This window comes from Pseudomonas coronafaciens pv. oryzae str. 1_6, from assembly GCF_000156995.2.
Taxonomy (GTDB): domain Bacteria; phylum Pseudomonadota; class Gammaproteobacteria; order Pseudomonadales; family Pseudomonadaceae; genus Aquipseudomonas; species Aquipseudomonas tremae.
The window spans coordinates 4,402,671-4,416,748 of record NZ_CP046035.1 but is presented as its reverse complement, the minus strand read 5'-3'; the positions used below and the strand labels follow the sequence as shown (position 1 = coordinate 4,416,748).

The 14,078-nt window shown below is 57.8% G+C and carries 11 protein-coding genes; 5 read left to right on the top strand and 6 right to left on the bottom strand.

The window, feature by feature from the left end; translation table 11 throughout:
* Positions 1 to 69 precede the first annotated feature (69 nt).
* The 3 genes from POR16_RS19810 to POR16_RS19800 form a co-directional block, all read right to left on the bottom strand.
* The gene (locus POR16_RS19810; RefSeq protein ID WP_042932343.1) at positions 70 to 2,085 is read right to left on the bottom strand and encodes an alkaline phosphatase D family protein; all 2,016 of its coding nucleotides are present in this window, start codon (positions 2,083 to 2,085) and stop codon (positions 70 to 72) included.
* A gap of 219 nt (positions 2,086 to 2,304) precedes the next feature.
* The gene (locus tag POR16_RS19805; RefSeq protein ID WP_005890979.1) at positions 2,305 to 2,742 is read right to left on the bottom strand and encodes a GNAT family N-acetyltransferase; all 438 of its coding nucleotides are present in this window, start codon (positions 2,740 to 2,742) and stop codon (positions 2,305 to 2,307) included.
* Positions 2,743 to 2,894: 152 nt separating this feature from the next.
* Positions 2,895 to 4,091 carry a GGDEF domain-containing protein gene (locus POR16_RS19800; RefSeq protein WP_005890980.1) on the bottom strand — a complete coding sequence of 399 codons (1,197 nt, stop codon included), beginning with the start codon at positions 4,089 to 4,091 and terminating at the stop codon, positions 2,895 to 2,897.
* 339 nt (positions 4,092 to 4,430) lie between these two features.
* Here POR16_RS19800 and gmd point away from each other — a divergent pair, with 339 nt between their 5' ends.
* Complete coding sequence (gmd, locus tag POR16_RS19795) at positions 4,431 to 5,477, top strand: GDP-mannose 4,6-dehydratase (RefSeq protein WP_005890983.1); 1,047 nt, start codon at positions 4,431 to 4,433, stop codon at positions 5,475 to 5,477.
* An 88-nt stretch (positions 5,478 to 5,565) separates the two neighbouring features.
* On the opposite strand, the gene POR16_RS19790 is transcribed toward gmd, so the two are convergent.
* Positions 5,566 to 6,528: a GDP-mannose 4,6-dehydratase gene (locus POR16_RS19790; protein WP_005890985.1), complete on the bottom strand. Its 963-nt coding sequence runs from the start codon at positions 6,526 to 6,528 to the stop codon at positions 5,566 to 5,568.
* A 261-nt stretch (positions 6,529 to 6,789) separates the two neighbouring features.
* On the opposite strand from POR16_RS19790, the gene POR16_RS19785 reads away from it, so the two are divergent.
* A complete protein-coding gene (locus tag POR16_RS19785; RefSeq protein ID WP_024690778.1) occupies positions 6,790 to 8,103 on the top strand; it encodes a methyl-accepting chemotaxis protein in 1,314 nt (437 codons plus the stop codon).
* 173 nt (positions 8,104 to 8,276) lie between these two features.
* Here the strand turns inward: POR16_RS19785 and POR16_RS19780 are convergent, their stop codons facing one another.
* On the bottom strand, positions 8,277 to 9,848 hold the full coding sequence (locus POR16_RS19780; protein WP_024669613.1) for an alkaline phosphatase D family protein: 1,572 nt from the start codon (positions 9,846 to 9,848) through the stop codon (positions 8,277 to 8,279).
* Positions 9,848 to 10,408 (bottom strand): GNAT family N-acetyltransferase, encoded by a 561-nt coding sequence (locus POR16_RS19775; RefSeq protein WP_005890990.1) that lies wholly within the window; start codon positions 10,406 to 10,408, stop codon positions 9,848 to 9,850. The genes POR16_RS19780 and POR16_RS19775 overlap by 1 nt, the downstream gene beginning before the upstream one ends.
* A gap of 201 nt (positions 10,409 to 10,609) precedes the next feature.
* Between POR16_RS19775 and POR16_RS19770 the strand changes: the two genes are divergently transcribed.
* Genes POR16_RS19770 through POR16_RS19760 form a run of 3 tightly spaced genes read left to right on the top strand, consistent with a single transcriptional unit; the run spans position 10,610 to position 14,078 of the window.
* Positions 10,610 to 11,017 carry an ExbD/TolR family protein gene (locus tag POR16_RS19770; protein ID WP_005898009.1) on the top strand — a complete coding sequence of 136 codons (408 nt, stop codon included), beginning with the start codon at positions 10,610 to 10,612 and terminating at the stop codon, positions 11,015 to 11,017.
* Between the two features lie 2 nt (positions 11,018 to 11,019).
* A complete protein-coding gene (locus POR16_RS19765) occupies positions 11,020 to 11,775 on the top strand; it encodes an energy transducer TonB family protein (protein WP_024669615.1) in 756 nt (251 codons plus the stop codon).
* Between the two features lie 20 nt (positions 11,776 to 11,795).
* Positions 11,796 to 14,078 carry a TonB-dependent receptor gene (locus tag POR16_RS19760; RefSeq protein ID WP_005890993.1) on the top strand — a complete coding sequence of 761 codons (2,283 nt, stop codon included), beginning with the start codon at positions 11,796 to 11,798 and terminating at the stop codon, positions 14,076 to 14,078.

Genomic DNA, 14,078 nt, shown 5'->3' with positions numbered 1-14,078 from the left:
ATAATGCTTGCCAGGGTGTGCCGCAAACCTGACGGGTAGCAACTATCGACCCGGCAACTGCCGATAAGTTTAGCGGTGACTATCCCTTGTTTTCTGGTTGTTTTCCAGAAAACTGCGATCTGTTCCCGACCGACCGTCCCTGTATTCTTCCGGTTCGACGAAGCAGGTAGGCGATTCACCGTTGGCATTGAGTTGGTTGATCAGGGTCGGCTGGCCTTGTTCATTGAAGAAAACCTGACCGACACCTGCCGAGTTCCATAAGCGTTCACCAGCCTTGCTGTGCTCGGGCGTGCGCGGGATGACCTTCATCAGGCGGCGCTTGGTGAACCAGTTAAGCGGTGAGCGGGGTGAGTATAACCAGCGATTCAACCGATCAAAAGTATCGAGTAAGCGTCGGGGGAATTCATTCTTGATACCGCTGCTGGTGATCTGCCATATATGAGGCCCGCCACTGCGGTGGCGAATCAGGATTTCGTAGACAAACGAGTAATGCACATCGCCTGACAGAATCACGTAATTACCGGGGGTTCTGGAGTGGCGAAAGATGTTCAGAATGACGTTGGCTGCGCCCCGGTGGGCCATCCAGTTCTCGGCGTCTACCAGCAGCGGATAGCCGCACCAGCTGAAAATCCGCTGTATTGCTTCGATCAGCTTGACCCCGAACACCGGCGCGGGCGATACGATAATTGCCGATTCATGATCAATCAGCTCCTGCTGCAGTTCGCAGAGCGCCTCCCAGTCCAGCAGACCCGACGGATGGTTGAAATTCGACTCGCTGCGCCAGCGGCGGGTCCGGGTGTCGAGCACCACCAGCGCCGGGCTGGTCGGCAGAACGTAATGCCATTGCTGGAACTTCAGCAACTGATCGATCAATGTGTCCTGCGAGCGGCTGTCCAGCCAGTGGTCATTGCCGACAGCTTCGGCGCTCAATGAATGCGCCTGCCTGATAAGGTCGTTGAGCGCATCAGGATCATTCCCCCAACCCTGGCACAACAGGTAGGCCAGCAAGGCGTTGCCGATGATGCGCTTCGAGAACGGGTGGCCGTAGGCTGTTTCTTCCCAGTTTGCCGACAAATTCCAGTCATCGGTGATGTCGTGGTCGTCGAAGATCATCAGGCAGGGCAGGTGCGCCATGGCCCGCGCTACGCTGCCCAGGCCTGAAATGAACTCATCGATCAGTTGCTGCTCTTTGGCATAGCGTTCGAGTTCTTCTGCATCGAGGCGCGGCATGCCAGGTTCGATAAGGGTCCACGGCACAGGCGACCAGACCAGCAGGTACATCGCCATGACCTCCGCCAGGGTGACCAGATGGTTGTCCGCTGTGCTGCTGGTGAATACAGGTTTGCTGGCGCCACCAAAGAACCGTTCGCGCAGGGTGTCGTTGCTTTTCAGCGCGGGCAACAGATCGGCGCGCTGATAATAGCTGGCCGGATGCACGTAGAGGCTGGCGCTGTCCTCGACCACTGCGCCGTCGAGCTGCTCGTTGAACAGCCCCAGGCGGTTGATCAGCGCGTGAACGGCGCGCAGCATTGGCCCGGCGACATCGTCGGCGTAGACCTGATCGCCGCTCATCATCAGCAGTGCGGGGCGCTGCAGCGGGTCCTGGGTGTCGGCCAGCAAGCGGTCCACACACAGCAGACCGTCCGCTGCGCAATGGTGCGGCTTGCGGCAAGAGCCATGCAGCAGATGATCGATGCTGCTGCGCACCACGAAGTTCGGGTAACGAGCGCCCTCGTAAAGCAGGTGCGGCGCCCAGTCGGCAATACCCCCTGGCTCACCTTCCACCCGCAGGTCGTAATCGATCCAGGTATCTCGCGGCAGATCGGCTTTCAGTTGCAGATCGATCAGATGAACAAAGGCGTGGCGGCCCACCGCAATGACCTGACATTGCTGCTCGGTGAGAGGGTGCTCAATGAACTCGTCCGCCGCACGATCAGCACCAGCATGGCGTAGACGCAGCGTGAGGCTCAGAGGACGCGAACCCACGAGCCACATCACCAGGCGGTTGGCTTCCTGACGGCGTAACAGCGGGCCTGCGAGAACGGAAGGTAGTGACGCGGGTTGTTCGGCGGACGAAGAGGGCATCCTGATTCAAAGCTCTGGCGGACCGTAGGCGCAGAATAGTAACGCAGCAGGGGCGGAACATTCTTGTTACAAAGCGTGCGTAACGGGGTCAGCGTGTTTCTGAACGTTGCAGACAAGTGGACCGCTTCAATGGGCGCTCAGGCAATGAGCCAATTGTTGCAGCGCATGGCGGCGAGCCTCGCCGCAATCGATAATCGCACCAGGCTCGCCGCAAATACCTCAGGGCTGTTCGCTCGACAGGCGCTTCTGGAAAAAGTAGCGTTTGTGCCCGCGCGGGTAGTCATCGAGCTGGCCGAACTCGGTGTAACCGTGACGGCGATAGAAGTCCGGCGCCTGGAAGTCGAAGGTGTCCAGCCATATGCCCACACAGCCTCTCTCTATGGCCAGATCTTCGGCCATCTGCATCAGACGTGAGCCCATCCCCTGTCCACGGACCTGCTCCGGCACGACCAGTAACTCGATGAACAGCCATTCGAACAGAATGCGCATGTGCAGCCCCCCAAGAACCTCCTGCGTCTCGTCATCGCGAATGAATATTGCAATCTTCTCGGACTTCCCGTCCCCTGCCTGCTCGGCGTTGAAACGCTTCAACGGCTCGAGAATCGCCAGACGATCCTCTTCAGTGGGGTTGTTATTGATGTCAATGTGAACGCCCATGCGATGGCTCCCAGCCAAATGATTGCGCGTCGAGATTAAAGCGGGAAGGGGAGTGGGGTAAAGCCTGGCAAATCACTTACCTGTCGGGTGATCAGGCCTGCCTTGCAACAGCGGATAGCGTCCGCACTTGCCGTTTCTGCCGCCTGGAGGCATCAGGGCTGGCAAAACACAGCATTGCGCCCGGCGCGCTTGGCAGCGTACAGCGCATCGTCGGCAGCGCTGATCAGCGTGTCGTAAGTGGTCAGGGGGGCAATCGCAGACGCGACGCCGAGGCTGATGGTGACGTGCGCGCCTTCCCCCTGTGCAGGATGCGGCAGCTTTAGGGCAGCCACCGAGGCTTTCAGCGTTTCTGCCATTTTTGTGGCCTGGCCAGCATCGGCATTCATCAAGACCAGCACCTCTTCACCGCCAAACCTGAACGCCATTGCACCACAGGCGGTTGCACTTCGCTGAATCTCGTTGCAGAGCAATTTCAGGCAGACATCGCCTTGCGGATGGCCGTAGTTGTCGTTGTAGGATTTGAAGTGATCAATATCCAGCAGGATGATGGCCACGCTTGCCTGCTTTTTTCGAGCGCGCTCCCAGACCGACGTCAGCACTTCGTCCTGATAGCGTCGATTGAACAGGCGGGTCAGCGCATCGGTACGTGCGTATTCCAGCAACTGCACTTGCAGCAAGCGCCCGCGCAGCGCAAAAAGATAGCTGAGACGGGCTGCCCGCTCCAGAAAATAGGAAGCCATCAACAGCAGCATGACCGTGGAGACGAACAACAGTGCATTGGCCTGCCAGATGAGCACATCACCAAAGTTGGCGATGTAGGTGGTCACTAGCTGGATGATCAGCATGGATGACATTGCAGCAGCTGCGTGGCGCAGCGGCAACTGCTGGATCATGGTGCAATAGACCATGATCAGCAGCATGCCCAGCTGATAAAAGATCTGATAAGGGCTCTCGCTGTAAATCATCACCACCATCGGCATGAGCGAGCACAGCACGGTAGCCACGGCTGCGGTCGTTTCCATCGCCTGACGAGAGGGAAAGCGCCGAGCGAGCACCAACAGAATGATAAACATAGGTGTGATCAGGCACAGACGGCCCAAGGCCACGTACATAAACACATCCCGCAAAATCAGCCAGTCACTGATCAGAAACAGGTTATAGATCAGGCTGCCACCGATGCTCATGACTGTCAGAAACTCACGCCGTTGCAGCCGGGTTTCCACCTGGTAACGCCGCTCGAGAGCGCGGTTGAAGCGCAGCCCGCCCACGCCTGTAACAATCGTTCGCTCGACCTCGGCAAGGGTTTGCGAATCTTCAGGGCTGGGACGATCAAAGGGTGAGGCGAGCATGTTGCACCAAGCATTAACATCGAGAGACATAAGACATTATGCATGATGTCTTAGTGCCATCAATTTGCGTCAAGCTAATTCATAATATCGACCAGCGGTCTGTGTGGCCGCAGCGCCAAGGCGCTATATCAGCCGTCGGACTCGCTGTCTGATCCTCCCCGAGTGATCGCACAAGTGGCTATTTGAAATTGACCGGCTGCACTTCAGATTCCAGATCTATAGTGATCGGGTGCTTCGACTCAAACTCTGGGTTGTCTTCGAAGCGCGCGTGCTGCTGTTCATCGACACAGCGCACTACAATAACTACACGCCGAGCCAGCCCCAGACCGGAATCCCATTATGACCACACCCACAGAGTCCGTAATCATCACTGGCGTCACAGGCCAGGATGGCGCTTACCTTACTCAGCTTCTGCTGGAAAAAGGCTACAAGGTCTACGGTACTTTTCGCCGTACCAGCTCTGTCAATTTCTGGCGGCTTGAGGAACTCGGTGTCGCCGAACATCCGAATCTGCATCTGGTCGAGCATGACCTGACAGACCTGAGCGCGAGTATTCGCCTGCTGCAAAAGGCTGAGCCCACCCAGATATACAACCTGGCAGCGCTGAGCTTCGTCGGTGTTTCCTTCGATCAGCCCATCACGACAGCGGAAATCACTGGTCTTGGAGCCGTCAATCTGCTTGAAGCCATACGGATCGTGAACCCGAAAATACGGTTTTACCAGGCATCGACGTCCGAGATGTTCGGCAAGGTGCAGGAAGTACCGCAGGTTGAGACGACGTCGTTTTATCCGCGCAGCCCCTATGGTGTCGCCAAATTGTATGCGCACTGGATGACGATCAACTATCGGGAGTCCTACGGCATCTTTGGTGCCAGCGGAATTTTGTTCAATCACGAGTCTCCGCTGCGCGGCAAGGAGTTCGTCACCCGCAAGATCACCGATGCCGCTGCTCGTATTTCACTGGGCATGCCGCAGATTCTGGAGCTGGGCAACCTGGACGCACGGCGGGACTGGGGCTTTGCCAAAGAGTATGTCGAAGGTATGTGGCGGATGCTGCAGGCCGACGAGCCTGACTCTTTCGTCCTGGCAACCCATCGATCCGAAACTGTTCGTGATTTTGTATCCATGGCGTTCAAGGCTGTCGACATCAACCTTGAGTGGGTGGGCAGTGCAGAAAACGAGCGCGGCATCGACGTGAACACAGGCAAGCCTCTGGTGCAGGTCAATCCACGGTTCTATCGACCGTCTGAAGTCGAATTACTGATCGGCAATCCTGAAAAAGCCAGAAACGTGCTGGGGTGGGAGGCAAAGACCGGTCTCGAAGAGCTGTGCCGGTTGATGGTAGATGCCGATGTAAAGCGTAATCAGAACGGGCGCTCGTTCTGATTGAAGCCCTGCGCGCGGCAGGGCTGAGCTTCAAGGCGTCATTGATCATGACGCCTGTGCTGGCAATCCGGTGAATATATTCGATTGCTCAAACTACTGTTGATGCCACTTCGTGACGCCAGTAGTTCAGAAGGTTGGCAAGCGTTTCGTTCAGGCTGGTAGTCGGTTTCCAGCCCGTGAAGCCTCGCATCGCGGAGTTGTTGCCGAAGGCGCTGGGTATGTCCGAAGGACGCATGCGCTCCGGGTCGACTTTTACTTCGATGGTGCCTGAGCTTAGTGCCATGAGATGCGCAAGTATGGTTTCGAGGCTGGTGGGCTCCCCGCTGCAGATGTTCAGGCACCCGGGACAGTCTTCTCGCGTGTCGGCCAGCGTCAACAAGGCGATATAGGCCTCGCACACATCATGCACATCAAGAAAGTCTCGCGCCGCCAGCAGGTTGCCGACTTTCAACTCGGGTAGCTGTTTTCCCGCCTCGATCAGGGCGATCTGTCTGGCAAACGACGCGGTAGCAAAATCAGGCGACTGCCTGGCACCAATGTGATTGAAGGGGCGTACGACAACTCCTCTGTGGCCCTGACGCAAATGCTCGTTGAACGCCGCTTCTGCCGCGAGCTTGCTCGCTGCATAGGGGTTCATCGGCTTGCAGGCGCTCTCTTCGCCCAGCGCGGTGCCTTGCTTGAAGGTTTCGCCGTATACCTCCGACGAACTCACGAACAAGGCAAAGGCATCGGGAGCCTTTCGTTGCAGTGCCTGTAACAGGTTTACGCTGCCCATGACGTTGGTTTGCCAGGTCAGTACAGGGTCTTTGAAGCTGGTAGGCACATGGGTGATCGCTGCCAGATGCACAACGTGAGTCGGCGCTGTTCGAGACAACGCGTGCTCCAGGCCCTCTGCATCGCGAATATCACAGCGTACAGACTCGCTGGCCTGTGCGGACAGCGACGACTCGGCGCCTACCAGTGCAATGACATGATGCCCCGCCTGTTGCAGCCTGCTGCACAGCGTCTGGCCTACAAATCCATTGGCACCTGTAATCAGAATGCGTTGCATCAAAGCTTCCTCAAATGACCGTGCGTCAGGCAACGGAGCTTAACAGACCCTTTCGGCCCGGCAGGACTGGCCCTGCCGCACATCGACATCAGCTTTGCCCCTCTGGTTTCAATCCAAGGCTAGCTCAAATGCGGATTTTCGGTTCTACGTCACGAATGTCAGGCAAAACATAGAATTTCACCTGTCATATTCCGACGAAATGCCTCCACTGCGTCTACGCTTGTGCCGATATATACGTACAACCCTCTCAACGGTGCAGCCATGTTCAATACTCGCTTGAAAAAGGAATTACAGGCACAACAGGCCGAGTTATTCATGTACCGGCAAATGCAGAAAGGTATCGACGCGCGAATGCTGTCGATGACTCTGGATGCCAGCAACCGCATCTCCCACGCCAACGGGAATTTCCTTCAGGCGCTGGGCTATACGCTCGATCAGCTTGTTGGCCGTGACATGGACCAACTGGTGCCGAGTTACGTCAGGCAGCTCGCGTGTTATCGCGACCTGAAGTCAGCGACGCAGAATGGTGAGTCGGTCATCGACAGGTACCGTTTTCTGCATGCCAATGGCAGCCTGGTCTGGATCCGCGCGATGTGGCAGCCGGTTCTGGATGAGCAGGGCAAGCTGACGCACTTGCAATGTTACGGATCGGATATCACGGAGGTCGTCGAAAAGGCTGCCGAGAATGCTGCGTTCATTCAGGCCCTGTTACGCTCGAGTGCCGTGATCGAGTTCGACCTGAGCGGGCATGTGCTGACTGCCAACGAACAGTTTCTGCGCGGCATGGGTTACAACCTCACGCAAATCAAAGGCAAGCACCACAGCATGTTCTGCGATTCGCATGAAACGTCGCAGGCTGCCTACCGAGATTTCTGGGCAACGCTCAACCGTGGCGAGTTTGTCGCTGGCCGGTTCAAGCGCATCGACAGCAGCGGCCGTGATGTCTGGCTGGAGGCGACCTATAACCCGGTCCATGATGCGCAGGGCAAACTCTACAAGGTCGTCAAGTTCGCCACGCTGGTGACTGATCAGGTAGCCCGCGAAGATGAAGTCAGCCAGGCAGCCAGCGTAGCTTTTGAAATATCCCAACGCACTGACGTCAGTGCCCAGCGTGGCGCAGATGTTGTACAGAATACTGTCGATACCATGCGCAAGATCTCCGAAGAAATGCAGTCGGCGTCCTCCGGAATCGAAGCCTTGGGCAAACAGTCAGTGTTGATCAACTCCATCGTACAAACCATTGGCGGCATCGCCCAGCAGACCAATTTGCTGGCGCTGAACGCCGCCATCGAAGCCGCCCGGGCTGGTGAGCAGGGCAGGGGCTTTGCGGTGGTTGCCGACGAAGTTCGTCAGTTGGCAGGCCGTACCAGTGCGGCGACCGAAGAAATCGTCACCGTGGTGCAGCAAAACCAGGCGCTGGCTGATGAAGCCGTGCGCGGCATGGCCAATAGCCGCACTCAGGCCGAGCAGGGCCTGTTGCTGGCTAACGAGGCAGGCGCAGTGATCGTCGAGATTCAGGAGGGTGCGAAACAGGTGGTCGGTGCGGTCGGACGGTTCGCCAATCAGTTGAAATAGTGCGCTGCGCCTCGATACTCTGCTTCAGATGCTGCGCGATAGATAGAAGGCTTTTTCGCTGATCTGCGGAAAAGCCTTTTTATTGGGTCGCGATTTCTCCTACAGTAATCTCTCTCGAAACGAAGCGGGTTTGACTGTCGCGCAGGGGTGGACAATAGAAGGGCGCTCAGCGCCTATCCCTCCATAGCCCCCGCCTTTCCGGCTTCTACCACAAAGCGCTTGAGCGTCGACACGCTGGCGGCAGGGTCGAGCACATCCGAAACCACCTGGAAGCGGGCAGACATCTGATGTTCAGTCAGGTCGACGGCGACGTAGCCACGCTGACGACTTTCGAAGAACTTCACGTGCGGGTTGAGCCCGAGAATGCTATTGAAGGCCTCGAACGGCGGCCCGCCGGATGTGACCGAGGTGCCGACGAATTCGGTGGCGATGACGGCTGAGTCCGGGTTGCCTGCATCGGCATGCAGGTCAGTGGTCCAGAACGAATGAATATCGCCGCCCCAGAACACCGGGTTGCGGGTTTGATGGCGTTGCAGAGAAGCCAGCATACGCTCGCGAGTGGTCATGTAGCCGTCCCAGCCATCGGTCCAGCGGCCCAGTTCCTGGGTACCCGGATTGCGTTGTATCAGCGGCGCGACCAGCAAATCCTGAGCGATGACATTCCATTGTCCGGGGGATTGAGCAAAGCTGCGGTCCAGCCAAGCTTCCTGCTCCCAGCCGAGCATGGTGCGTTTCGGGTCAGTAAGGTCAGCGCAGTCGCCGCGTGCGACGTAGCCCTTGTGGCTGCCGCTGGCCGGAATGCAGGGTTGTTCAGAGCGATATTGCCGACCGTCCAGAACATGAAAACGAGCCAGACGGCCGTAATCCAGATTGCGGTAGATGCGCATATCCGGCCCCTTGGGCAGGCTGCTGGCGCGCAACGGCATGTGCTCGTAGAAGGCTTGGTAAGCGGCGGCTCGGCGACGCAGGAAGCTTTCTACCGATACGCCCGGATCCTGGGACCACTGCGCTGCGTAGTCATTCTGCACTTCGTGATCGTCCCAGGTGACGACGCTCGGCGCGCAGGCATGCAGGGCTTGCAGGTCCGGGTCGGTCTTGTACTGCGCGTATCGGTTGCGATAGCCGGAGAGGTCCATCGGGTCTGGTGTGGCATGGCGACGCGGGAACTGGATTTTTTCAGAAGATGCGTTCATCTCATAGATATAGTCGCCGAGAAAGAACACCAGATCAGGCCGCTCTGCCGCCAGGTGCCGGTAGGCGCTGAAATAGCCGGCTTCCCAATGTGAACACGACACAAAACCGAATCGCGCCGCGACCATGGCGGTTGCTGGCGGCGCAGTGCACGCCTGGCCCACCGGGCTTTGCGCGCCCAGGCTTTCGAACTGATACCAATAGGGACGGCCTGGCTGCAGACCGCTCGCTTCAACATGCACTGAGTGCGCAAAGCGCGCATGGGCAGTGGTCTGGCCCGAACGCACAATGCGTGTCATGGCCGCGTCGCTGGCGATTTTCCAGCGCACTTCAACTGGCTTGGTCAAGCCACCGTCGCCTGTCGGGGTGACTGGTTTGGGGGCCAGACGTGTCCAGATCACAAAGCCGTCCGGCACCGGGTCGCCAGACGCCACGCCTAGCGTAAACGGATAATCGACACCGGCGCTGCGGGCGAACGGGCTCAGGATCGACAGTAAGGTGGCACCGGCCACTCCCGTGATAATGCGGCGACGGTCCGCGTTGAAATCAGTCATTACATGGTCTCCGACGCTACGTACTGCGAGCGCAATAGCCCGAACAGCAGCATGTCCTTGAATACACCGTTTTTCAGAAACACCTCTTTCATGCATCCCTCGTACGACAGTCCGCACTTCTCCAGCACCCTGGCGCTGGCCGGGTTGTCGCTGAAACACTGACCTGCGATGCGATTGAGGTTCATGTTGGTGAAACCGTGCATCAGCAAGCCCTGAACCGCTTCGCAGATGTAGCCCTTGTTGCGGTAGTCGGCTCCTGTCCAGTAACCCAGGTTGGCGCTGTGATGCGATTTGGAGAAGCGTAACGAGACGACCCCGGTCAGCTCTAAGGTCTCCCTGACGTGAACCCCGAGGGTCAACGTTCGACCTGCGGCAAAATGTTCGGGTATTTCAGCGATGAATGCCTGCGCATGCTCCAGCGTATAGGGGCTGGGCAGCGTCGAGGTCATGGCCGCGATAGTGGGCTCGTCTGCCAGGCGTGACAGGGTCGAAGCCTGGTCCGGGCGCAACGCAGCGAGCAATAGACGCGAGGTTCGGATAGTTGGCAGCAGGACGCTCATCCGTATTTTCCACCGGGTTAAATGCTCAAACGCTGCAGCGTTGTGATGGCGTTTGTGTGACAGATGCAAGAATCATTTATGTGCCACAGGATGTGCGCACAAAAGCCATGTAACAGTCATGTATCGGACTTGTAAAACCAACCGATCGGTCATGTTCGGTTGTTAGATTCTCGGCCTCTTACAAGAGAGCGAGAAGCTGGCATGAGAACGTGGGATGAACCCAAGAAGCGCAAGGCACACATCGAACTGATCCCGATGATCGACGTGATGATGTTCCTGTTGGTGTTTTTTGTACTGGTAAGCCTGAACGTGATTCCGGCTCTGGGCATGAAAACCCAGCTACCCAGCGCCAGCAGCTCTCAGCAGCTCAAACCGCAGAACAAATCGATCCTGACCCTGGGGCTCAACGGCGAGTTGCAACTCGACGGCAAGGCCACCACCGTCGACGCTCTGGTGCCAGCCTTGAAGGCGCTGGAAAAGCCGGACACCAAAACCACCATCATCGTGAACAGCGACAAAGGCGTTGAAGTCGCACGCCTGGTCGAGGTCATGGACACCTTGCGTCTGGGTGGCTTCACATCCGTTTCCATCGCTACGCGTAAGTCCTGATCATGTACGCCCTGTTTCGCGTACGCCAGTGGCTTGGTGGCCTGCCTGCGCTGCTGGCACTCATTGCAATCGTGATTGGTGTGCAGACTCGCCCGCTGAAAATGGAGCCGGTCTACGACGAGTCTGCAGTGGAACTCGCGCTGATCGAGCCCGAAGCGCCTGCGCCGGAGCCATTGAAGCAGGCCGAGCCGCCTCCGCCTCAGGCCGAAGAGCCGCCGCCTCCGCCACCCGTAGTCGAGAGCGAAGACGCCGAGCCTGCTCCGCCGCCCAAGCCCGTTCCCAAGCCCAAGCCAGAGCCGAAACCTGAGCCGAAACCTAAACCTTTGCCCAAGCCCAAACCGCCAGTGGCCAAACCCGTCGAGCCGGTTCAGGCACCCAGCAAACCGGTGGTCAGCGCCCCGGTATCGCCGCCGTCACCACCCGCGCCACCCGCACCGCCGAAGGTGGACTCTCAGGGTATTGAAGGGGGTTACCTCAAAGGGCTGCGCAACGAACTGGACGGCTACAAACAATACCCGACCGGACGTCAGGCATCGCTCGAGCGCCCGAGTGGCGAAGTGGTGGTGTGGTTGCTGGTCGACCGTCAAGGGCACGTGCTCGATTCCGGTATTCAGAGCCAGGCCTCCAGCATGCTGCTCAATCGAGCCGCGACCAATAGCCTGCGCCGCATCAAGCAGGTCAAGCCATTTCCTGAACAAGCCTTCGGCGGGCGCAATGAACAGCGCTTTACCGCCACCTTCAACTACAGCGTGCAATAGCACTGACAAGGAACAATGTGATGAAGTTTTCCAGGATTCACCTTGCGTTGGTCGCCGCTGGCATGAGCCACGGCATGGCCATGGCTGACCAGAACGCCAGTGATGTCGGCACCATTGGCGTGCAAGGCAAGGCAACTGCCGGTGGTGGTTACATGGTGCAGGAGGAAAGCATCAAGGCGCGTTCCACTGTCACTAAAGAAGCACTCGACAAGCAGACCGCGACCGGGAATGCGATCGACAAGCTCAAGTACACGCCAGGCCTGAACATCTCCAGCGAAGACGCCACCGGTCTTTCAGGATTCAAGTTCACCATGCGCGGGCTCAACTCCGATCAGGTCGGCATGTCGGTTGACGGCATGCCGATCAATGACTCCGGCAACTACGCGCTGTATTCCAACCTGCTGGGTGACCCGGAAAACATCGATCAGATTTTCGTGACTCAGGGTGCTGCAGAAAGTGACGGCCCGCACATCGGTTCCAGCGGCGGCAATATTGGCATTGTGACCATTCGGCCCACCAAGGAAACCGGCGCATTCGTCAAACAGGTGGCGGGCAGCAACGGCACTTACAAAACCTTCGCGCGGCTCAATACCGGTGAGATAAACGGGCTAAGCAACTGGTTGTCGATGTCTCACACCGAAGGCCAGAAATGGCGCGGTGACGGGGCAGTGCGCGCTGACAAGGTGGAATGGAACAGCTTTTTCGACATGGGGTCGGGCAATACGGCCAACCTGATCCTCAAGTACCACGAGCAAGACAACAACAGTTACAGCCAGCTAACAAAGAGCCAGTTTGAACAAGGCGGCCGCAAGTTCGACCCTTATCCGTCCAGGCCTGCACTGGGCAGCAACGGCAAACTCTCCGGTTATTACGAGCTGGCGCAAAACCCGTTCCAGACCTTCACCGGTGTGCTCAATACGCAATTTAAACTGGCCGACAACCTGTCGCTGTCCGTCATACCTTATTACTTCTGGGGCAACGGCAGCGGTGTAAACAGCTCGTCCTACGCGCTAAACCGCGGCTCTAACCTGGGCGGTGTATTTGACCTGAGCAATCTGCCGACCGCTGCCGCTTATAACGCTGACGGTTCATCGACCACTGGCGTTTATTACCGGCCTTCACGTACCCAGACCTGGCGCCCCGGCATCACCACCAAGTTGAACTGGGACATCAACGACGAACACAGCGTGCAAGTTGGCTACTGGTATGAACGCGCGCGCCAGTTGCAGACCCAGCCTTTCATTCGCCTGAAGAGCAACGGCAAGCCGGAAAGTATCTTGCCGGACTCCGATTACGTGGTCGATGCCAATGGCAACGAGATCCAGGGCCGGGACCGCTATACCGTTACGCCTGCGCAAAAAGTCTGGGCTCAGGACACGTGGTATTTCGCCCCTGACTGGACACTCATTGGCGGCCTGGCCTTCATGAATGTCGAACGAGAAGGCGACAACCACGGCAGCCTCACCGAGCGGCCGGAAAAACGTGACCAGACGTATAACAAGCTGCTGCCCAACGTCGGTCTCAAATATCAGCTCGATGAGCGTGACCAGTTGTTCTACAGCCTGTCGCGCAACATGCGCATACCGCAGAACTACGTGCTGTACGACCCGGGCACCGGCTCCATCAACAGCAAGCCGGAAACCAGCTGGAACCACGAACTGGGCTGGCGCTTTACCGACCAGGACATGACGCTGGCGGCCACCCTGTTTTACATGCAGTTCAAGGACCGTCAGGTGTCTTCGAAGGACGTCAACGGCGACTTTGCCGATATCAACGCCGGCGCAGTGGACAACAGCGGTCTGGAGCTGGAGTGGAGCGGCCTGTTGCCTAACCACTTCAACTACTACACCTCATACACCTACACCCGCGCCAAACAGAAAGATGACCTGACCGTTTTCAATAACGGCGCAGCCATCGAATTGCCTACCAGTGGCAAGCAGTTCACCAACGTGCCGAAGAACATGCTGGCGGCCAATATCGGCTATGACGATGGCAGTTATTACGGCACGTTCGGCGGCAAGGTCACCAGCAAGCTTTACGGCGACCTTACCAACGACGAAAGCATTCCGGGGCGCACCATCTTCAATCTGGGCGGAGGCATCTATTTGCCGGTGGACAAGAAAATCGTCAAGGACGCCACCTTGCGACTGAACGTCGACAACCTGTTCGACAAGAAATACCTGGACGGCGTGTACACCACCAAAACCAACGCAGGCACTTACAGCGGTTTCCGCGATGGCGACCCGGCCTACATCGTCGGGGTCGAGCGTACCGTCACGGTTTCCCTGGAAGCCAATTTCTAA

Bases quoted from the DNA above. Each gene is read 5' to 3' on its own strand.
- POR16_RS19780 (WP_024669613.1), bottom strand. From the start codon at position 9,848: ATGACTGATTTCAACGCGGACCGTCGCCGCATTATCACGGGAGTGGCC.
- POR16_RS19770 (WP_005898009.1), top strand. From the start codon at position 10,610: ATGAGAACGTGGGATGAACCCAAGAAGCGCAAGGCACACATCGAACTG.
- POR16_RS19800 (WP_005890980.1), bottom strand. From the start codon at position 4,091: ATGCTCGCCTCACCCTTTGATCGTCCCAGCCCTGAAGATTCGCAAACC.
- gmd (WP_005890983.1), top strand. From the start codon at position 4,431: ATGACCACACCCACAGAGTCCGTAATCATCACTGGCGTCACAGGCCAG.
- POR16_RS19805 (WP_005890979.1), bottom strand. From the start codon at position 2,742: ATGGGCGTTCACATTGACATCAATAACAACCCCACTGAAGAGGATCGT.
- POR16_RS19790 (WP_005890985.1), bottom strand. From the start codon at position 6,528: ATGCAACGCATTCTGATTACAGGTGCCAATGGATTTGTAGGCCAGACG.
- POR16_RS19760 (WP_005890993.1), top strand. From the start codon at position 11,796: ATGAAGTTTTCCAGGATTCACCTTGCGTTGGTCGCCGCTGGCATGAGC.
- POR16_RS19775 (WP_005890990.1), bottom strand. From the start codon at position 10,408: ATGAGCGTCCTGCTGCCAACTATCCGAACCTCGCGTCTATTGCTCGCT.
- POR16_RS19810 (WP_042932343.1), bottom strand. From the start codon at position 2,085: ATGCCCTCTTCGTCCGCCGAACAACCCGCGTCACTACCTTCCGTTCTC.
- POR16_RS19785 (WP_024690778.1), top strand. From the start codon at position 6,790: ATGTTCAATACTCGCTTGAAAAAGGAATTACAGGCACAACAGGCCGAG.
- POR16_RS19765 (WP_024669615.1), top strand. From the start codon at position 11,020: ATGTACGCCCTGTTTCGCGTACGCCAGTGGCTTGGTGGCCTGCCTGCG.